18 protein-coding genes are annotated in these 20,485 nt (G+C 60.1%); 16 read left to right on the plus strand and 2 right to left on the minus strand.

Annotated features, from left to right (window positions below; translation table 11 throughout):
* Window positions 1-182: 182 nt before the first annotated feature.
* Both KJS47_RS13755 and KJS47_RS13760 read left to right on the plus strand, forming a co-directional pair.
* Window positions 183-1,082, plus strand: coding sequence for a sugar phosphate isomerase/epimerase family protein (locus KJS47_RS13755; protein ID WP_213525601.1), 900 nt, complete (start codon window positions 183-185; stop codon window positions 1,080-1,082).
* 198 nt (window positions 1,083-1,280) lie between these two features.
* On the plus strand, window positions 1,281-1,877 hold the full coding sequence (locus KJS47_RS13760; protein ID WP_249716368.1) for a DUF1003 domain-containing protein: 597 nt from the start codon (window positions 1,281-1,283) through the stop codon (window positions 1,875-1,877).
* Between the two features lie 202 nt (window positions 1,878-2,079).
* Here the strand turns inward: KJS47_RS13760 and KJS47_RS13765 are convergent, their stop codons facing one another.
* Window positions 2,080-2,988, minus strand: a complete 909-nt coding sequence (locus KJS47_RS13765; RefSeq protein WP_213525603.1) for a fumarylacetoacetate hydrolase family protein — start codon at window positions 2,986-2,988, stop codon at window positions 2,080-2,082.
* 394 nt (window positions 2,989-3,382) lie between these two features.
* On the opposite strand from KJS47_RS13765, the gene KJS47_RS13770 reads away from it, so the two are divergent.
* The 3 genes from KJS47_RS13770 to holA all read left to right on the plus strand — a co-directional run bounded on the left by KJS47_RS13770 (window position 3,383) and on the right by holA (window position 6,561).
* Window positions 3,383-3,931, plus strand: coding sequence for an RNA polymerase sigma factor (locus KJS47_RS13770; protein WP_213525604.1), 549 nt, complete (start codon window positions 3,383-3,385; stop codon window positions 3,929-3,931).
* 11 nt (window positions 3,932-3,942) lie between these two features.
* Window positions 3,943-5,295, plus strand: coding sequence for a hypothetical protein (locus KJS47_RS13775; RefSeq protein ID WP_283772081.1), 1,353 nt, complete (start codon window positions 3,943-3,945; stop codon window positions 5,293-5,295).
* Between the two features lie 249 nt (window positions 5,296-5,544).
* Window positions 5,545-6,561, plus strand: a complete 1,017-nt coding sequence (holA, locus tag KJS47_RS13780; RefSeq protein WP_213525606.1) for a DNA polymerase III subunit delta — start codon at window positions 5,545-5,547, stop codon at window positions 6,559-6,561.
* A gap of 103 nt (window positions 6,562-6,664) precedes the next feature.
* Here the strand turns inward: holA and rpsT are convergent, their stop codons facing one another.
* On the minus strand, window positions 6,665-6,937 hold the full coding sequence (gene rpsT, locus KJS47_RS13785; RefSeq protein WP_213525607.1) for a 30S ribosomal protein S20: 273 nt from the start codon (window positions 6,935-6,937) through the stop codon (window positions 6,665-6,667).
* A 349-nt stretch (window positions 6,938-7,286) separates the two neighbouring features.
* Between rpsT and gpr the strand changes: the two genes are divergently transcribed.
* From gpr to dnaK, 11 genes are all read left to right on the plus strand, one after another.
* Window positions 7,287-8,282 carry a GPR endopeptidase gene (gene gpr / locus KJS47_RS13790; RefSeq protein WP_213525608.1) on the plus strand — a complete coding sequence of 332 codons (996 nt, stop codon included), beginning with the start codon at window positions 7,287-7,289 and terminating at the stop codon, window positions 8,280-8,282.
* Between the two features lie 134 nt (window positions 8,283-8,416).
* On the plus strand, window positions 8,417-9,178 hold the full coding sequence (locus tag KJS47_RS13795; RefSeq protein WP_213525609.1) for an HAD family hydrolase: 762 nt from the start codon (window positions 8,417-8,419) through the stop codon (window positions 9,176-9,178).
* Between the two features lie 162 nt (window positions 9,179-9,340).
* On the plus strand, window positions 9,341-10,555 hold the full coding sequence (spoIIP, locus tag KJS47_RS13800) for a stage II sporulation protein P (protein ID WP_213525610.1): 1,215 nt from the start codon (window positions 9,341-9,343) through the stop codon (window positions 10,553-10,555).
* A gap of 9 nt (window positions 10,556-10,564) precedes the next feature.
* Complete coding sequence (locus KJS47_RS13805; protein ID WP_213525611.1) at window positions 10,565-10,966, plus strand: hypothetical protein; 402 nt, start codon at window positions 10,565-10,567, stop codon at window positions 10,964-10,966.
* A gap of 163 nt (window positions 10,967-11,129) precedes the next feature.
* Window positions 11,130-12,947: a translation elongation factor 4 gene (gene lepA / locus KJS47_RS13810; protein ID WP_213525612.1), complete on the plus strand. Its 1,818-nt coding sequence runs from the start codon at window positions 11,130-11,132 to the stop codon at window positions 12,945-12,947.
* Between the two features lie 353 nt (window positions 12,948-13,300).
* The gene (hemW, locus tag KJS47_RS13815; RefSeq protein WP_213525613.1) at window positions 13,301-14,470 is read left to right on the plus strand and encodes a radical SAM family heme chaperone HemW; all 1,170 of its coding nucleotides are present in this window, start codon (window positions 13,301-13,303) and stop codon (window positions 14,468-14,470) included.
* Window positions 14,471-14,529: 59 nt separating this feature from the next.
* On the plus strand, window positions 14,530-14,991 hold the full coding sequence (locus KJS47_RS13820) for an N-acetyltransferase (RefSeq protein ID WP_213525614.1): 462 nt from the start codon (window positions 14,530-14,532) through the stop codon (window positions 14,989-14,991).
* 125 nt (window positions 14,992-15,116) lie between these two features.
* Complete coding sequence (gene hrcA / locus KJS47_RS13825; protein ID WP_213525615.1) at window positions 15,117-16,142, plus strand: heat-inducible transcriptional repressor HrcA; 1,026 nt, start codon at window positions 15,117-15,119, stop codon at window positions 16,140-16,142.
* Window positions 16,143-16,196: 54 nt separating this feature from the next.
* Window positions 16,197-17,723: a TCP-1/cpn60 chaperonin family protein gene (locus KJS47_RS13830; RefSeq protein WP_213525616.1), complete on the plus strand. Its 1,527-nt coding sequence runs from the start codon at window positions 16,197-16,199 to the stop codon at window positions 17,721-17,723.
* A 98-nt stretch (window positions 17,724-17,821) separates the two neighbouring features.
* Window positions 17,822-18,451: a nucleotide exchange factor GrpE gene (gene grpE / locus KJS47_RS13835; RefSeq protein WP_249716370.1), complete on the plus strand. Its 630-nt coding sequence runs from the start codon at window positions 17,822-17,824 to the stop codon at window positions 18,449-18,451.
* A gap of 86 nt (window positions 18,452-18,537) precedes the next feature.
* The gene (gene dnaK, locus KJS47_RS13840; protein ID WP_213525618.1) at window positions 18,538-20,382 is read left to right on the plus strand and encodes a molecular chaperone DnaK; all 1,845 of its coding nucleotides are present in this window, start codon (window positions 18,538-18,540) and stop codon (window positions 20,380-20,382) included.
* The last annotated feature ends 103 nt before the right edge of the window (window positions 20,383-20,485 follow it).

Raw genomic sequence — 20,485 nt, forward strand, 5'->3', positions numbered from 1 at the left:
TTCCCTCCTTAAGGACAAGCAGGAAACGAGCCCCTTGCGGAGAATGCTAGAGGTAGGAAGAGGAAGAAGATTGGCAGAGAAGCTTCCGGTTCGTTCATGCGCGGGAACGAAGACTCGCATCCCGACCGCTGGCCGGAGGCCCATCTGCATTAGCGTGAGAGAGCTTCGGGGGGAGTAGAAAGATGAGAAGAGTCCAGATCGGCATGTGGAACGGGCTTCGGCCTGAAGATTGGGAGCGGTACGGGAGTCCGGCGATCGGCGGCCTCGAGCTGTCGCAATACCCGGACGAGGATGAACTGCACCGCGCGGCCGCCTTCTGTACGGAGAAGGGGCTGGTGTTCGGCATTCACGCTCCGGCAGTGAACCGAGAGGGAATCAAGCTGCTTCCCGCTTTGACGGCGCTGGAGCCGCAGGAACGGAAGGCTGCCCGCCGTCTCGTTGAGCGGGATACAGAGCTTGCGGCCGCCTGCGGCGCGGAATATGTGCTGCTTCACTATCCTTTCCCGCCCATCCTGTCCAGCCGTTTCCGACCAGAGGAGATGCGTCGGATGCCGCATTTCTCGAGCTATCGTTCGGAGGAGTGGACGGACGATTCGTTCGAGGAGGCGAGTATCGAAGCGTTCGATCATCTGGCGGAGCTGCAGCAGCGCACCGGCCAGCGGATTGTGGTGGAATACGACTTTTTTGGCGAGTTTGGGACCGTCTACGCGTCCCTATTCAAGCGGTATCCGGAGATTGGGCTTGTGATCGACACCCAGCGGATGAGCGTGCACACCCGCGTCTTCCCCGACTTCGATCCCTATGCCTGGATGGATGCCATCGCTCCTTCCGTCTATCTGGTGCATTACAGCAACATTCAGGTCGTTCCGGACGGCACGTATCGGCGGCATCTGCCGGTGCTTCCACACCAGGCGGACGACCCGGCGTACGGGGATGCCGAGCGCTACCTGGCTTATCTCGCGGCGCGGAACGATCGGTTTCACGTCACGCTGGAACATAATCCCGAGCTGGCGGGACGTGAGGAGCTGGAAGAGCTGTACCGGGCCGTCGGCGGCTTGCTCGAGCCGGCGCGTACCCGTTGATTTGACTAGAGCGCTTCTATCCGCAATCGGCGGGCACGAGGCGCGTAGCTTCCTTTCCGCTCCCGCTTCCCGGTTCGAAGCAACCGACAGGGCGGGAAGAAACAATTTCCATGAAGAAAAAAAGAAAAGGCGGCAAGCGGCCGAGCGTTCCTCGGGTAAGGAGAAAGTGACATTCTTAACGGAATGGAGGGATGCCTTTTGATACTTGCCGAAGAGGAAGCCGAGCGGAGAAAAAAATCGGAGGAACGGCACGAGGAGGAGCTGCTGCAGCAGCTCGAAAGCTATCCCGAGCAGAAGCTGAACAAGGAAGATGTCTTCCGCGTGGCCGAGATGGTCAATGAGTACCAGGGAAAAATCAAGGTCTACCTAAGGGAGCAGCAGGAGAAAAAGGACAGCCGCATCGACCGGTTGGCCGACCGGGTAGCTCTGTTCGGGGGCAGCTGGTGGTTTATCCTGGCGATCGCGATCATCATCCTCATTTGGATTCTGTGGAACCAGATTACCGGAAGGGATACTCTCTTCTATCTCAGCTTCTCGCTATCCTGTCTGAGCATCTTCTCGGCACCGTTCATCTTGATGAGTCAGAACCGTCAGGCGGCGAAGGACAAGCAGGAGCAGATGCTTCATACAGCCATCGACTACAAAGCGGAGCAGGAAAACCTCGAAATCAAGCGAATGCTGGAGCGAATCGATGAACGGATCCGTCAGCTTGAGCTTTACATGGCGGACGAGCACATCCGTGAGCTGACCCGGCATCAACACGGGGGACGGGCTGCGGGCAAACGCTCGTCTTGACGCGGCTCGCCTACCGCTGCAGCACGAAAGGGAACGTTAACTACCGTTAGGTGACGCCAAGAATCGCGCGTTTGAAGCTTCGAACGGTGCGGAGAGGGCGGCAGGAATGCGGGGAAGCCGCTCCAAACAGAAGCAAGCCCAGTCCGGCAGGAGCCGGGCTGGGCTTGCTTTGCGTGCTGTACCCTGTCAGGGAGAAGGGATATTAAACAACCTCTTTGACCATCCGGTTCGTCAAGGAGCCGAGCTTCTCGATCTCCACGGTGACGATGTCACCGTCCTGCAAGTAGACGCGCTTGTCCTTCGGATAGCCGAGCACGACGCCTTCCGGCGTCCCGGTCAGGATAATGTCGCCCGGAACGAGTGTCATATGCTTGGAGATGTAGCTGACGATCTCGTCGCAGTGGAAGATCATGTCGGCTGTATTGGAGTTCTGCCGTTCCTCTCCGTTGACGAAGCACTTGATCGTCAGGTTATTCGGATTGTCAACTTCCTCCGCCGTCACGAGATACGGTCCGAGCGGACTGAAGCCGTCGCATGTCTTGCCGAGCAGCCATTGCGTCGTCCGCAGCTGCAGGTCGCGCGCGGACAGGTCGTTCGCGTTGCAGTAGCCGAAGACGTGGGTCAGCGCATGCTCCTTCTCTACGTTCTTCGCCGTCTTGCCGATCACGATCGCGAGCTCCGCCTCGTAATCGACCTGCTGCGAGACATCCGGCAGCGTGACCGGATGCCCGTGGCCGGTGAGCGCGTTGTTGAACTTGTTGAACAGAATCGGATAATCCGGAATCGGCGCTTTGGTCTCGATTGCGTGCTTGCGGTAGTTGAGACCAACGCAAATGATCTTGTTCGGCTGGGTGACGCAAGGCCCCAGCGTCAGCTTCAGCTCGTCCAGCAGGCAGCCGGACGTCTCCGCTTCGGCCAGCACGGCGTCGGTCAGCCTCTGAAGCGCGGTTACCGTCGTTTGCCCGCCTTCAATCGCTTTCATCATATCCGTGGGAATTTCTGCATCGACGGCTCCATAACGAGCCGCCGCCAGCTCGACATCCACGATTCCCTTCTCTGTCTGTACCCCCAGACACAGCCGATCGTCCTTCAGGAAAGTTAGCAGTTTCATCCTTCCATCATCTCCTCTGTCTCCCATAATAATATGTACAGACACGGCATAACCCAATCTCTGCTATCGTACCATCCCATAGAAGGGGGGTCAATTACGAGGGAAGAGCGCAGCGCCCGCTAGACAATTCGACGGAGGAACCGGGCACGGAGGCCGCTAGGGTATTCAATGGAGGTACCGGGTAGGAATGCCCGCTGCGGAGAAACGGGCAAGGACAGCCGTTAGAAGTCTTCTTTTCCGATGTGTATGATTGGAAATGAATTCTAATATATACCATCCTCAGGTGATTTCTGCTATTCTAGGAAACAGCGGTTAAGAACGGGCTTCTACGAAAAAGAGTGCAACCTTTTGAACCGGAATGCCGTCTAATGAAATGCAAGAGAGGGGGAACCCAGTGGTAGCTCCTGAACTTATCAAGGCTGCCCAAACGGGCGATCGCGACGCTCTCATAACCCTTTTGCGCGAAATCGAAAGCCATGTCTACCGGACAGCCTATTATTTGCTCGGCAACCAGGAGGACGCGATGGACGCGTCCCAGGAGGCGCTGATCCGGATCTATACCCGAATTGAAACGTACGAAGAGAAAGCGATGTTCAAAACGTGGGTGCAGCGCATCGTGACGAACATTTGCATCGACAAGTTCAGGAAGACCAAGCCTTCGGTTTCGATTGAAGAGCACGAACTCGTCTTTCATGCGTCCGACAACGTGGAGCAGTCGGTTCTCTCGTCTTATCTGGCAACCGACATCCGCAGGGCGATCGAGCAGCTGCCGGACCACCATAGGACGGTGGTCGTGCTGCGGTACCTTCAGCAGTTTTCTTATCATGAGATTGCGGAATCGCTGAATTTGCCGCTCAATACCGTCAAGTCCTACTTGTTCCGCGCGCGCAAGCAGCTGCAAACTTTACTCCAAGATTATCAGAAGGGTGGTGTTCGGGGATGATGTGCAGGCAGATGGAGGAGCTTATGCAAAGAGAGCTGGATCACGATCTCGATCCGTACGAGACGGAGCTGATGCACGCCCACATCCGGCAGTGCCCCGAGTGCGCCGCATGGAGAAGCCGGCTTCACCGGCTGGCCGAGGAGCTCGAATCGCTCCCGCATGTAGCGCCTCCCTACAGTGTGGTCGATTCGATCCTGGACCGGCTGCCCGATCTGCAGGGGAAGCCTCCGGCCGCCGCACCCGCTGCAGTACCGCCGGTCGTGACTCCGCTCGCAGCCGAGGAGCCGCCGGCCGAGCGGCCGGCCAGCCCGGGCAGACGCCGGAGGTCGCTGTATTGGACGACGGCCGGAGGAGCCGCCGCCTGTCTCGCTCTCGGCATCTTCCTGTTCCAGAATTATGGGGATATGCGGCAGGACGCGAGAGGCATTCATGAAATGGCGCTCAGCCCGAAGGCGCAAAAAAGTTCGGCGGACCAGGCGGGCAGTGCCGCTAAGAGCAGCGGCAGCCAGTCGACTCCGGTGGACAGTGCGGCCGGTTCTTCTCCGGCCGCGGAGAGCTCCACGCCGGGGAGTCGGGACGGGGCGGTTCGCATGCTGACGCCGGATACGCCGGCGTCCGAGCGGACGCCCGCGGCCTCGGCTAAGCCGCCGGGGCTCCTCCCTACGACGCCTCAGCCTTCCGCCGATACGCGGACGCTGGCGCCCTCGGCCACGGCATTCTCGGACGCCGTGCAGAACAGCGCAGCCAAGAGCAAAGGAGCGCCGCCGGAAGGCACTGTGAGCCCGGCAGCATCTGCCGGGGACGCGCCGGCTACGGCGGGCCCCGAGTCGCCGGCGAGGACGCCGGGCAAGCTGCTGACCGATGCGGGTGTCCCGAAAGCGAACGAGACGCCGCAGCCGACGAAAGGCGACCAGGGCAAGCAGACTCCGAGGGAGAGCGTTTTAGGCATCGCCGGTCTGCCCGAAGAGGAGACGCCGGAAGCGGGCCCGGGAGCAGTTCTCACGGAACCTGGCCGATTCCCGGGAATCGCCTGGCTGCCCGGGTTGACGCTGGCACCGGGAAGCGGCCTGCCGGACGATTCGGCTCAGGACAAGACGACCGCAGCCGACGCGGCCGTGCCGGCTCCGGTCTATTCGCCTCAGGGGACGCATTTCGCATCGGCTGAGCAGCAGCGGGTCGTGATCCGGGACGAACGAGGCCAGCTGGTGTTCGCCTCCACTCATCAATGGGCGGATCACGAGCGGATCGCCCTGCTTGGCTGGAAGCAGGAGAACGGCTTCCTCTATGAGGTGACGCGCCCTGACGGCAGCCGTCAGGCGTACTTCGTCGATTTGAGCCAGAAGAGGGAAGTTCCCCAGAATTGACCGGCCCGGCGGGCCGGTCATCACCCGGAATGGGGGGCGTTGGCACACTTGGCGGGTATCCTGCGTATGCTGGGATCAGAAGGAAACAAACGGCGGCAGAGGCCAGCCGCCCGGGAATCCGTTTCTAGAGCGGTTTTCCCCGGGTGTTCATATACACCATGCAGCTCGGATACGAGAGGGACGGCGTCAAAACGGAACGTTTTGACGCCGTCCCTCTCTGCCTGTATGATGGTACAGAGGTGAACGCACGTGGATGCAAGAACGGCAATGCGAGAAGTGGAGCAGGGCAAGGCGCGCCCGGTCTATCTATGCTATGGTCCGGAGAAGTACAGGAGGCGGGAGTTTCTGGACGCGCTCACGCATAAGCTGATCGGCGAGGAGCTGAAAGAGATGGCCGTCAGCCGGTACGACCTGCAGGAGTCGTCGCTCGACGAGGTGCTGGACGATGCCGAGACGGTCCCGTTCCTCGTGGAGCGCAAGCTGATTGTGGCGGAGAACGCCCTTTTCTTTACAGGGGCAAAGGATACGGCCAAAGCCGCGCACCGGACGGACCGGCTGCTGGAATATCTGAAGGCGCCTGTCGACTCGTCCATCATAGTATTCATGGTCGATGCGGACAAGCTGGACGAGCGCAAGAAACTCGTCAAGGTGCTCAAGGACAAGCAGGCTGTCCTGGCATTCCCAACCCTGTCGCCCGAGCAGATCGGCGATTGGGTGGAGCACCGTGCCAGCCGTCTGGGCTTTCGGTTCGCCCCCGGTGCAGCCGAGAGGTTCCTGCTGTATGCAGGCACGCAGCTGCAGACGCTGGCCTCGGAGCTCGAGAAGCTGTCGCTTTATATCGGCGAGGGCGGCGAGGTAGACGGTGAGCTGATCGGCCGTCTGGTGGTGCCGAATACCGAGCAGAACGTCTTCCTGCTCGTCGAGGAGCTGGTGCGCCGCCGGACGGACAAGGCGTTCGCCATCCTGAATGAGCTTCTCAAGCAAAAGGAGGAGCCGATCAAGCTGCTGATGCTGATTGCGCGGCAGTACCGCATCGTCATGCAGGTGAAGGAGCTGGTGCAGACCGGCTACTCTCACCAGCAGATCGCGGGCCAGATCGGCGTCCATCCGTACGCGGTCAAGCTGGCTGCCGAGCAGGGGCGCGCATACGACGCGAAGCGGCTGTATGCGATCTTGTCCAGGCTCGCCGAGCTGGATTACCAGATGAAGACCGGCCAGGTCGACAAGGTGCTTGGCCTGGAGCTGCTGCTGCTCGAGCTGGCTTAGGTCGGCTCTTTTTTTGTGGAAGCGGGAACGAGAGAAGAGGAGGGGCAACAAAAAAAGACCACCGGCTTCGAAAAGTCGATGGTCTTCGTTTCATTCATCATCATTACGCTTGGGCATTCAGCTCGTTGAGCTTCTTGGCCAGGCGGGATTTTTTGCGGTTAGCTGCATTCTTGTGGATCAGACCTTTGGTAGCTGCTTTGTCTAATTTCTTGACAGCCAGAACCAAAGCTTCTTTAGCGGCTTCCGCATTGTTACCGGCAGCTGCTTGCTCGAACGATTTCACAGCTGTGCGGAGTGCGGACTTCTGGGAAGCGTTGTTCAGACGGCGCTTCTCGTTCGTTTTAACGCGTTTGATTGCGGATTTGATGTTTGGCATTTCGTCACCTCCTACTGCAGAAAAGAGCAAGATCCATTTCAGTTCTTGACAACTTTAGATATTCTATCACGCGCTCTTTCAAAATGCAATAGCTGGAACGGCAGCGAAGGAACGAAAAGAGGCCTTTGCAAGATGAGCTGTAGGGCACGAATAGAGACGCAGCCGGACGGGGCCGAAGGAGAGAACGGCTGCCGGTTCCGGAATGTCCGAGGGAACGAAAGGTGGCCGTTTCCGAATGGGCTAATGGAACGGAGGGAGGCCGCTGCCGGACAGGCAGTTGGAACGAATAGAGGCCCCTCCCGGATGGCATCATAAGGAAAACAATTGGAGAAGAAAGGGCGGAACAACGATGGATCTGAGCATGTATGCGGTACGGACGGACCTGGCTCTGGAAGCCAGAGAGTTGGCGGAGGCCGGGACGGGAGGGGCGATTCCGGGCGTGGAGTCGCAGGTCGAGGAGGACGAGGGCATCAAGATTACCCGCATGACCGTCTCGACGCCGGAGGGGGGACGCGCGATCGGCAAGCTGCCGGGCCGCTATCTGACCTTCGAGGTGCCCAAACTCCGCGAGAAGGATTCGGTGCTGCAGGACAAGGTGACGACCCAGTTCGCTCGCATGTTCCACGATTTCCTGCAGCGGATGGAGATCGGCCCCGAGGCCAAGGTGCTCATTATCGGGCTCGGCAACTGGAACGTCACTCCTGACTCGCTCGGGCCGCTAGTCGTGGAGAACGTGCTTGTGACGCGCCATTACTTCCAGCTTGCGCCGCTGTCGGTCCATCCCGGTTACCGCTCGGTCAGCGCCGTCGCGCCGGGCGTCCTCGGTACGACCGGAATCGAGAGCAGCGAGATCGTGCAGGGCCTCGTCGAACATTCCAAGCCCGATTTGGTCATCGCCGTAGACGCGCTCGCATCCCGTTCCCTGGAGCGGGTCAACACCACGATCCAGGTGGCGGATACCGGTATTCATCCGGGCTCCGGCATCGGCAACAAGCGGAAGGGGCTGACCCATGACATCCTCGGCGTCCCGGTCATCGCGATCGGCGTGCCGACCGTCGTATACGCCTCGACCATTGTGAACAACAGCATCGACCTGATGACGCGCCACTTCGCGCAGATGACCGACCAGACAGGACAAATCCTCGGCATGCTCGACAGCATGCAGGAGCAGGACCGGCTCCAGCTTGTCAAAGAAGTGCTCGATCCGCTGGGCCACGATCTGCTGGTAACGCCCAAGGAGATCGACCAGTTCATCGAAGACATCGCGAACATTATCGCGAGCGGGCTGAATGCGGCGCTGCACGATGCGATCGATATGGAGAACGTATCCGCCTACACGCATTGACGGGCAAAAAAGGGCGGAGCGGCTGGCCGCCGGCGAGGCCCTGCCGACAATGCAGAGACTCGCGCTGTCTTTTTCAGCCGGGTCTCTTCTGGTATATTGGAAGAATCCGCAACAGAGACAAGAGGTGCATCGCGATGAAACCGCAAACGATTCTATTTGACATGGACGACACACTCGTCCACTGCAACAAATACTTTATGCTCGTGCTGGACCAGTTCGCCGATCTGATGGAAACCTGGTTCGCATCTTACGAACTGTCCAAGCAGGAGGTGCTGGACAAGCAACTGGAAATCGACATCGCCGGCGTTCATGTGCTGGGCTTCACGGAAAGCCATTTTCCGCAGTCGCTGGTCGATACCTACCGGCACTTTGGGACGCTGACCGGCAGACGGCTGAGCCGCATGGAGGTCACCGAGCTGCAGGAGCTCGGACGCTCCGTGTACGAGCATGAGGTGGAGCCATATCCGTACATGGTCGAGGCGCTGCAGGAACTGGAGGAGGACGGCCACCGGCTCTATCTGTATACGGGGGGCGTCGAGGCGATCCAGATGCGCAAGGTGAAGGCCGTGAGTCTCGAAACCTACTTCCAGGACCGCATCTTCATCCGGCGGCACAAGAATGCCGAGGCGCTGGACGCCATTCTGAAGGCGAACGGCTTTGACCGGTCGCAGACGTGGATGGTCGGCAATTCGATGCGCACCGACGTCATGCCGGCGCTGGAGAACGGCATTCACGCCATCTATCTGCCTGCCGAGAACGAGTGGGCCTTCAACGTCGTCGAAGCGACCGCCGAGCCTCAGGGCGCCTTCCTGACGCTCCGCTCGCTGAACGAGGTCCGCGCGGCGATAGGTTCCTTAATAGAGAGAGCGTCCGTTAGCAGAGAATGCATCCATTAGCAGAGTGAGCATCCGTTAGCGGCTGCTAGAGACGCTGCCCCTCATCCCGGTTCCCTCCGCCCTCGTGCGGAGGGTTCTACTTTTCTTCCCCGATTCATAGATTGCTAGTAAAGAGGAGCCGAGTCTTCTCCCGCAGCATGCCAAGGATCGGAGGAAGCAAGTATGAAATGGACAGCAATGACGATGGATCTCAGCCGGGTCCGCAAAACGGTGCAAACCGTCCGCCTGACCGGAAGGTCGCTTCTCGCACTATCGGTCAGCACACTCCTGTTTTTTGTACTACTCGGCGCGGCCGGGTATGCCCAATCCTATCTCCGTACCTCTCCCGTCTCGTCTATGAAAGGCCTGGCGGCCTCGGTGTCGCAGGAATTTTTCCTCGATATGATGAAACTTGAGATTCCTCATCTTAAAAATGAGACAAGCTCGTCGTCGACTTTCTCGCAGGCCAATATGTTCAGCTTCGTGTTCCGTCTGCTGACCAACGTCAATCCGAACGATCCCAAGACACTGATCGCCCATGAAGTGCCGGGTCTTGCGAGCGGTACGCCGGTCCTCATCCGCGGCAGCCATGACGACGGCGGTCCTGTGGATTATCCGATGCCGGCGGATCATGCCGGAGGCGGCACGCCGCCGGTTACCGATCCGACGCCAGCCGGCACACCTGCTCCGACGCCGCAGCCGACCCCTGAGCAGGCAGGCAAGCAGACGACGAGCGGCAAGAAGGTTGTCATGGTTTACACGACTCACAACCGCGAGTCGTACTTGCCCGAGCTGCCCGGCGTCACCGATCCGAACAAGGCGTACGACCCGGTGAAGAACGTGACGCTTGTCGGCAAACGGCTCGCGCAGAAACTCGAGGAACAAGGCGTCGGAGCCATCGCCTATTCGCAGGATTACTCGTCGACCGAGCAGGACTTCAACTACTACAAGTCCTACAAGTATTCGGCCAAGACAGTCAAGGAAGCGTTCGCCGCCCATCCGGATATCCAATTCGTCTTCGACCTCCACCGCGACTCGTCCAAGCGGGACAAGACGACCAAGACGATCAACGGCGTCGACTATGCCCAGGTGTACTTCATTATCGGCCAGCGCAATCCGAACTGGGAGACGAACGAGAGCTTCGCCTCCCAGCTGCACGCGAAGCTTGAGAAGAAGCTGCCGGGCCTGTCCCGGGGCGTCTGGGGCAAAAATCCGAATGAGGGCGACGCCGAGTACAACCAGTCCCTCTCTCCGAACAGTGTGCTGATCGAAATCGGCGGTCCTTACAACAGCCTGGAGGAATGCTACCGGACAGCCGACGCGCTCGCCGGCATCATCGCGGAGCAATATTGGGAAGCCGAGAAGGTCGGGGCGCCGGCCGCCCCCGCCAAACAATAGGAGGCGCCGATGAAACGATTGGCTGTTAACGGACTGTTCCTCTGTTTCATCCTCGGCGTCGGCATTTTCCTCGGACTGGATGCCGCCAGCAAGCCGCCCTTCCTCCAATCCCCCGAGGTGCGCGAACCGGCGCTGCCCGCCCCGGGTCTCCAGCAGCAGGCCCGGCAGGCGTCTCATTACGGAGACCGCATGCCTGCCGGCACTCCGGCCCCGGCAGGAGGCACCGTGGCACCGGGCGGACCGTCCGCTCCAGCGCCGGTGCCGGCGCCGCCCGCGCCACCGGCCGTCTACGTCCAAATTCAGGATTCGTTCCTGAACCGGCTGCTCGACAAGGCGGGAGACGCGGTGAGCGCGCTGGCGAAGCTGGGGCTCCGTCTCGTCGTCTCCGCTATCGACAGTCTGCTGAACTAGCCGGCTGGTTCGCCGGCGGAGGCGGCCTTAGCGCCCGCATCTAAGAAACAGCCGAAGAACTTCACGCCATCCTTACCGGCGTGGAGTTCTTCGTTGCTGTCGGCGAGTTCTGCTGGTATAATGAAGTACTGTATATTTTTGCGAATACGCTTGGGGGTACGGCATGACGGATATTCGGGCTAGACAACAGAAGATTAGGAATTTCTCGATCATTGCACATATAGATCACGGCAAATCGACGCTGGCCGACCGCATCCTAGAATACTCCGGGGCACTCACCTCCCGCGAGATGCAGAACCAGGTGCTGGACAAGATGGATCTGGAGCGCGAGCGGGGCATCACGATCAAGCTGCAGGCCGTTCGTCTGGGCTACAAAGCGGATGACGGCGAGGAGTACATCCTGAACCTTATCGACACACCCGGGCACGTCGACTTCACGTACGAGGTATCGCGCAGTCTCGCGGCTTGCGAGGGCGCCCTCCTGGTCGTCGACGCCGCTCAGGGGATCGAAGCCCAGACGCTGGCGAACGTCTATCTGGCGCTGGACAACAATCTCGAGATTCTGCCCGTCGTCAACAAGATCGACCTGCCCAGCGCCGAGCCGGAACGCGTCAAGCAGGAGATTGAGGACGTGATCGGGCTGGACGCGAGCGACGCGGTGCTCGCATCCGCCAAGGCAGGCATAGGCATCAAGGAGATTCTTGAGCAGGTCGTGAAGCAGGTGCCGGCTCCGCAAGGAGACCCGGACAAGCCGCTGCGGGCGCTAATTTTCGACTCTCACTATGATCCATACAAGGGCGTCATCGTGTATGTACGCGTCATGGACGGCGTGATCCGCGCAGGGTCCAAGATTCACTTCATGGCAACGAACAAAACGTTCGAGGTCATCGAGGTCGGCGCATTCATGCCCAACATGACAATCGTGGACGAGCTCAACATCGGCGACGTCGGGTTCGTCGTGGCTGGGATCAAGAACGTGAAGGATACGCGTGTCGGGGATACGGTCACCGATGCGAAGAAGCCGGCTGCCGAGCCGCTGCCTGGCTACCGCCGAATCAACCCGATGGTTTTCTGCGGGCTTTATCCGATCGAAACGAGCGACTATGACGATCTGCGCGAAGCGCTTGAGAAGCTTGAGCTGAACGACGCCTCGCTCCGTTACGAGCCGGAGACATCCTCTGCGCTCGGATTCGGCTTCCGCTGCGGCTTCCTGGGCTTGCTCCATATGGAGATCATTCAAGAGCGGATCGAGCGGGAGTTCAACATTCCGCTTATTACGACGGCTCCGAGCGTTATTTACCACGTCACCCAGACGAACGGAGAAATGCTCGAGATCGACAACCCGTCCAACTATCCGGAGCAGGGCAAGATCGAATATGTCGAGGAGCCTTATGTAAAAGCCGCGATCATCGTGCCGAACGATTACGTCGGCGCCATCATGGAGCTCTGCCAAAGCAAGCGCGGCGAGTTCATCAACATGGAGTACCTGGATACGAACCGGGTGACCATTACGTACCACGTACCGCTTGCCGAAATCGTATACGACTTCTTCGATCAGCTGAAGTCGACGACCAAGGGGTATGCCTCGTTCGATTACGAGATTTCTGGCTACCGGCAGTCCAACCTCGTGAAGATGGACATTCTGCTGAACGGCGAGCAGGTCGACGCTCTCTCGTTCATCGTGCACCGCGACCGGGCGTACAACCGCGGACGCCAGATTTGCGAGAAGCTCAAGGACCTCATCCCGCGCCAGATGTTCGAGGTGCCGATCCAGGCGACTATCGGACAGAAGGTGCTTTCGCGGGAAACGGTCAAAGCGATGCGCAAAAACGTACTTGCCAAGTGTTACGGGGGCGACATCTCGCGGAAGCGGAAGCTGCTTGAGAAGCAGAAGGAAGGCAAGAAGCGGATGAAGCAGGTCGGCAGTGTCGAGGTCCCGCAGGAAGCGTTCATGGCGGTCCTCAAGCTCGACGACAACTAAACCATTCCCCACAAAGTGAAGGGAAGCTTCGAAGCCGATTCCGATTACTTTGCGGGGGCCCCGGGAAACATGCCCCAAAAAGTGACGCTGGCCTCCGAAGCGAATTCCGGGTACTTTTCGGGGGCCCCCGAAATATTGAGCCCCACAAAGGGAAGGGAAGCTTCGAAGCCAATTCCGATTACTTTGCGGGGGCCCCAAAACACAGAGAACCCCAAAAAGTGATGCAGGGCTCCGAGACGATGATAATAGCGACCAAGGGCGGCCAGCCCTGGCTGAGTTAGACGAACGGCAGGCAAGCGGAAATCCGTTTGCCTGCCGTTCCCCCATTTTGCACCTGAGAGGAGGGGGCTTTCTTGCAACAACCAGCTCCCGTTTACACCGATCCGCGAACCGTCTATCTGCATATCCCGTTCTGCACGAACAAGTGCTACTACTGCGACTTCAACTCTTACGTGCTGAAAGGCCAGCCGGTGCGCGACTATCTCGACGCGCTCGAGCGCGAGATGGAAGCGACGGTGAAGCGGACGCCGCCTGCTGCGATCGAGACCTTTTTCGTGGGCGGAGGGACGCCCACTGTCCTGCTGCCCGACCAGATGGAACACTTTTTGAGGCTGGTCCGGACGTATTTTCCGGATCGTGCGGACGACTGCGAATTCACGATGGAAGCGAACCCCGGCACGACCGATCCCGAGAAGCTGGCCGCCATGTTCGAGGGAGGCGTCAACCGGATCAGCTTCGGTGTCCAGACGTTCGATCAGGGACTGCTGGAGCGGATCGGGCGCATCCATAACGTGGACGACGTCTACCGCAGCCTGGAGAACGCCCGCGCCGCCGGCTTCCGCAATCTATCCATCGACCTCATGTTCGGCCTGCCCGGCCAGACGATCGGCCAGATGGAGGACAGCCTGGACAAGGCGCTTCGGCTCGATCTGCAGCATTATTCGATCTACGCGCTGAAGATCGAGGAGAACACCCTGTTCCATACGCTGTACGAACGCAACCAGCTGCCGCTCCCCGAAGAGGAGGACGAGCTCGGGATGTACCTGCTGACGATGGAGAAGCTCAAGGCGAACGGCTACGCGCAGTACGAGATCAGCAACTTCGCCAAACCGGGCCGGGAAAGCCGCCACAATCTGGCGTATTGGCAGAACCGCAGCTATTATGGTCTGGGCGCAGGGGCCCACGGCTATATCGGAGGGCGCCGACATGTGAATATCAAAGGCATCACTCCTTTTATAGAAGCAACCCGGCAGGGGCTTCCCCGGCTGGAGGAGAATCCCGTGCCGCGGGAAGAGGCGATGGAGGATTTCATGATGGTCAGCCTCCGGGTGCTGGAGGGCGTGTCGGACGCGGATTTCCGCGCCCAGTTCGGCGTGTCGTTAACCGAGGTGTTTGGTTCTCTGCTGGACCGGCTGGCCGGAGAAGGACTGCTGGAGGCCGACGGATACCGATGGAAGCTGACGGAACGGGGCCTCTTGTTCGGTAACGAGGTTTTTGCCGAATTTATTGGAACTTTATCTTGAGTCCTTATGCGCTCTGTTGTATATTTATACATGTTTACAAACAGGAGGCGGTGAGAACGATGACTTTGGTTTCCAGACAGGCAGAGGAAAGAGATTTGGATGCGCTGCATGAGATCATTCAAGGATACGCCGAGCAGGGAATCATGCTTCCGCGCTCGAAGGAGATGCTGAAGTATTCCCTGGTCGACTTCGTGGTGGTGGAGGACGACGGGCGTCTGATCGGCTGCGGCTCTCTCTGCCAGCTGGGACAGGACCTGGTCGAGATCCGCTCGCTCGGCATTACGGACGGTTACAAGGGGCGCGGCATAGGCCGCATGCTCGTAGAGAAACTGGAAGAAGTGGCACGGACGAAGCAGATTCCCAAGATCATGGCGTTAACCTATGAAGTCGGGTTTTTCGAAAAAGTAGGTTACGAGGTTGTCCCGAAGGAGATTTTTCCGGAAAAAGTGTGGAAGGATTGCATCCACTGCAAAAAGCAGCATTGCTGCGACGAAATTGCCGTACTCAAACGCCTGGCTTAACTTGACAACGGGCGTGGGGGTCTGGTATTTTTGTAGTAACGGTTAGCACTCATTAGAGAGGAGTGCTAACGATGCGAAAGGCGTTATCGCTTTGAGCCTCGGGATGACTTCAGGAGGGGAATGTTATGTTGACTGAGCGCCAACGCATGATTATGACGGCAATCGTAGACGATTATATCCGTTCCGCTGAGCCAGTCGGCTCCCGGAGCATATCGAAGCGCGGCGATATCGCCTTCAGTCCGGCTACCATCCGCAACGAGATGTCGGATCTGGAGGAGATGGGCTACCTCGAGCAGCCCCACACGTCCGCCGGGCGCATTCCTTCTAACAAGGGCTACCGGTATTATGTCGATCATCTGGTCAAATACGGAACCTTATCCGGCCACGAGCTGAATGTGATGAAGGTTTTTTTTGCTGAAAAAATACAGGAGATGGAGCAGATTTTCCAGCAGATCGCTTCCGTGCTGTCCCACTTGACGAATTATACATCGATCGTGCTGGGGCCGGAGGTGTTCAGCGCCACTCTTAAGCATTTGCAGATCATTCCTCTCGACGAACAGTCGGGAGTCGCCATTATCGTGACGAATACGGGACATGTCGAGAACAAGGTCATCCGGTTCCCGGAAGGAATCACGGCGGCCGACATTGAGAAGACGGTCCACATTCTGAACGCCAAGCTGAAGAACGTGCCGCTGCTCCAGCTGCGCGCGAGGCTGTACAACGAGATCAGCGAGGAGCTGACGCGTTACGTGAACGGCTGCGAGGAGCTCGTCAAGGCGCTCGAGACGGCGATCGACACCGACGAACAGGACCGCATCTACATGAGCGGGACGACAAACATGCTGATTCAGCCGGAGTTCAAGGATGTCGACAAGCTCAAGCATCTGCTCGACCTGCTCGGCGAGACGCCGACGATCGCGCGGCTCTTGACGTCAATTCCGGAAGGCATTCAGGTCCGGATCGGCACGGAGAACAGTCTGGATGCGATCGCGGACTGCAGCCTGATCACCGCCAGTTATTCGCTGGGCGGGCAGAACCTCGGCACGATCGGCATTCTGGGCCCGACCCGGATGGATTACGCTCGCGTGCTCAGCCTTCTGGACCATCTGTCCAAGGACATGGCCGTTCTGTTGGGCCGCTGGTACAAGTAAGGAGCGGACACGTGCGACCGCGTCCGGCTTCCGACAAGCAAAGGAGCAGGGCACATGAGCCAACTGAAACAGAATCAGGCGGACGGCGACGAACGCCATTCGACGCTGCTGCATAACGCGGCGGCGATCCGTGCGATCTGCTCGGCCGTCGAAGGGACGCTCGGTCCGAAGGGACTCGATACGATGCTGGTCGGCGGCCAGGGCGACGTGCTCATCACGAACGACGGCGTGACCATCCTTGAGAAGATGGACGTCTCGCATCCGGCGGCCCGCCTCATGGTGCAGGTCGCCCGCGCCCAGCAGCAGCAGGTCGGAGACGGAACGACGACCGCCACAGTGCTCGCGGGAGCGCTCGTAGCCGAAGGCGTTGCCCACGTCCAAGAGGGCGTGCCTGTCGCCAAGGTGGCCGCCGGCATGCAGGAGGGCATCCGCCTCGCCGCCGAAGCGCTGGCCGCTCACGCGCGGCCGATTGAAGGGCCGGACGATCCGATGCTGTACCGGATCGCCTACGTGGCCGGCCGCGAGCACGCGGACATAGCCCGTCTCGTTACGGAGGGGGCCCGGCTGGTCGGCGAAGAGCGGCTGCGGGACCCCGGCTACCGGTTCGGCGACGCCGTCGTCTCCTCCGACAAAGGGCCGAGCGAGGTGTGGCCGGGCCTTCTCGTGCCGCGCAAGCCGGCGCCCGAGCTGTGGCGGCCCGATGCGGCCGGCGGCGCCGTGCTCGTGCTGCAGGACGCGCTCGAGCCGGAGCGGCCCGGCGACGAGACGCTCGGCACCGACGCCGGCGTCCGCCTGCTCCTCGAGCGGCGCGAGCAGTTCGCCGGGCAGCTCGAGCGGCTTGCCGAGCTGGGCGTCGGCCTCATCGCCACCGAGCGCGGAGCCGACGCCGAGGCGGAGCAGTTTTGCGCCGACCGCGGCATCCTGCTGCTGACGCGACTCACGCGGGCCGAGCTGCGCCGCATTGCCGCCTTCGCGGGCGCCATGCCGGTGCGCCGTGCCGCGCTGCGCAAGCAGCCGGACGAGCTCGCCCGGGTGCTCGGCCGCGCCGGGCATCTCGGCTACGACGAGGCGCAGGAGCGCGTCAAGCTCGGCGGCGGAGCAGGCAGCCCGGCGGTGTCGGTCGTCGTCGGCGCCAGCACGCGCGAGGTCGTCGGCGAGCGGGCACGGATCGCTGCCGACGCCGCCTCCGCCGTGCAGGCTGCCGTCCGCGGCGGCTATGTGCCGGGCGGTGGCTCGGTCGAGCTGGCCGTCGCCCGCGAGCTGGAACGCCGCCGCGAGACGATGCGCGGCATGGAGGCGTACGGCGTCGCGGCGGTCGCCAGGGCGCTTCGCAAGCCTCTTGCGCAGATGCTCGTCAATGCGGGCTTCCATCCGCTCGAGAAGCTGGAGCTGGTCAAAGCCTCCCAGCTGCAGAGCGGATCGGACGCGCTGGGTATCGACTGCGATACGGGGGAGCTGCTCGACTGCCTCGCGGCACAGATCGTCGACCCGGCCCCCGTCAAGATTCACGCCGTTCAGGCGGCGGGGGAAGTGGCGGGTGCGGTTCTCCGCATCCATACCGTGGTCAAGATGAAAGGATAGGGGCGGCGTCCCGACGGGATAAATCGCCGATTATTCAGGCACGCTACGAAATGGTTATAAGGAAAGAATGGAAGTCTACCAAGGAGGTGAACGTAACAGTGAATCCAAACGAAACGCAGGGAGCCGTGAATGAGGAGCAGAAGGCGGCATCCCGTGCGGAAGAGACCGAGACGGGAAAAGACGAAATCCGTGCGGAGGAATCCGCTGCCGAGGAGCAGGCTAGTGCGTCGGCTGACGCCTCCGAAGAGCAAGCAGACAGCGCCGAGACGATCGCCATGAAGCAGGAGATCGAGCGGCTGCAGCAGGAGCTGGAGGAGAGCCGCGGCAGATTGATTCGCGCCCAGGCGGACTTCGACAATTTCCGCAAGCGCACGCGCCTCGAGAAGGAGGACTTCGCGAAGTATGCGTCGTTCAAGCTGATCGAGCAGCTGCTGCCGGTCGTGGACAATTTTGACCGTGCCATCCAGACGAGCCGCGAAACCCGCGACTTCGACGGCATGCTCAAAGGAGTCGAAATGACCTTCCGCCAGCTGGATCAAGTACTGGCCCAGGAGGGCCTGGCGGCTATGGACGCCATCGGCCAGCCGTTCGACCCGGACCGCCACCAGGCGATCATGCAGGTGGAATCCGACGAATACGAGGAAGGCATCGTGGTCGAGGAGATCCAGAAAGGCTATATGCTGAAAGATAAAGTTCTCCGTCCCGCCATGGTCAAAGTGAGCGGATAGGAGCTTTCCATACTTAACGCGGCGGATGCCGCAACCAGGCGGATTCTCACCTTCTGAGAATCCCATTAAGGAGGTACGACACGAGAATGAGCAAAGTTATCGGTATTGACCTTGGAACCACAAACTCTTGTGTAGCTGTTATGGAAGGCGGCGAGCCGGTCGTCATTCCCAACCCGGAAGGCAGCCGCACCACCCCGTCGGTCGTAGGCTTCAAGAAGGACGGCGAGCGCATCGTCGGTGAGAGCGCCAAGCGCCAAGCGATCACCAACCCGGACCGCACGGTAGCGTCCATCAAGCGGTACATGGGAACCGACCACAAAGAAACGATCGGCGACAAGCAGTATTCCGCGCCGGAAATTTCCGCGATGATTCTGCAGAAGCTGAAGGCGGATGCCGAAGCGTATCTCGGCTCCACGGTAACCCAGGCGGTTATCACCGTTCCGGCTTACTTCAACGACAGCCAGCGCCAGGCAACCAAGGACGCGGGCAAAATCGCGGGTCTGGAAGTGCTTCGGATCGTGAACGAGCCGACCGCGGCCGCGCTTGCCTACGGCATGGACAAAGAAGAAGAAACGATCCTGGTCTATGACCTCGGCGGCGGTACGTTCGACGTCTCCATCCTGGAGCTCGGCGACGGCACCTTCGAAGTAAAAGCGACGAGCGGGGACAACCGTCTCGGCGGCGACGACTTCGACCAAGCCGTTATCGACTACCTCGTAGCCGAATTCAAGAAGGAGCAGGGCGTTGATCTGAGCAAAGACAAAGCGGCGGTCCAGCGCCTGAAGGATGCGGCTGAAAAAGCGAAGAAGGAACTGTCCGGCGTGCTGACCACGACGATCTCGCTGCCGTTCATTACCATGGTAGACGGCGTGCCGCAGCACTTGGAGATGAACCTGACGCGCGCCAAGTTCGAGGAACTGACTGCCGATCTGGTAGAGCGTACGCTCGGCCCGACCCGCCAGGCGCTGTCCGATGCGAACCTGACGCCTAACGATATTCAGAAGGTCGTGCTTGTCGGCGGATCCACCCGGATTCCGGCCGTTCAGGAGGCGATCCGCAAGCTGACCGGCAAAGAGCCCCACAAGGGCGTCAACCCGGACGAAGTCGTTGCGCTCGGCGCCGCGATTCAAGCGGGTGTCCTGACCGGCGACGTCAAGGATGTCGTGCTGCTCGACGTGACTCCGCTCTCCCTCGGCATTGAGACCGCAGGCGGCGTATTCACCAAGATGATCGACCGCAACACGACGATCCCGACCAGCAAATCGCAGGTGTTCAGCACCTATGCCGATAACCAGACCAGCGTCGAAATTCACGTGCTCCAGGGCGAGCGCGCGATGGCGAGCGGCAACAAGACGCTCGGACGGTTTATGCTCGGGGACATTCCTCCGGCGCCGCGCGGCATTCCGCAAATCGAGGTTACGTTCAACATCGACTCCAACGGCATCGTGAACGTCTCCGCTCTCGACAAAGGCACCGGCAAGAGCCAGAAAATTACGATTACCTCCTCCGGCGGTCTCACCGACGAGGAAATCGATCGTATGATGAAGGATGCGGAAGCCCACGCCGAGGAAGACCGCAAGCGCAAGGATCTCGTTGAGGCACGCAACCAGGCCGACCAGCTCGTCTATACGACCGAGAAGACGATTAAAGATCTGGGCGACAAGGCGGATCCGGCTGACGTCGAAAAGGCGAACGCCGCCAAGGAAGAGGTCAAGAAGGCGCTGGAAGGCGACGATCTCGAGGCGATCAACAAGGCGACCGAAGAGCTGACCCAAGTGGTGCAGCAGCTGTCCGTGAAGCTGTATGAGCAGGCTGCTCAGCAGGCCGAGGCGCAGGGCGGCGCGCAAGGCGCAGCCGACGCAGGCGCCAAAGGCAAGGACAATGTCGTGGACGCCGATTACGAAGTCGTGAACGACCAGGACAAGAAGTAAGACCAGACGACCAATCGAGCTGTTGTTCCGTTAAGGAAGGTCAAAGCCAGGGGAGCCCTGGCTTTGGCCTTGCTTGGCGGCAGCAGGCAGCCGGTTTTGGGTA

It is taken from the genome of Paenibacillus sp. J31TS4 (assembly GCF_018403265.1).
Lineage (GTDB): Bacteria > Bacillota > Bacilli > Paenibacillales > NBRC-103111 > J31TS4.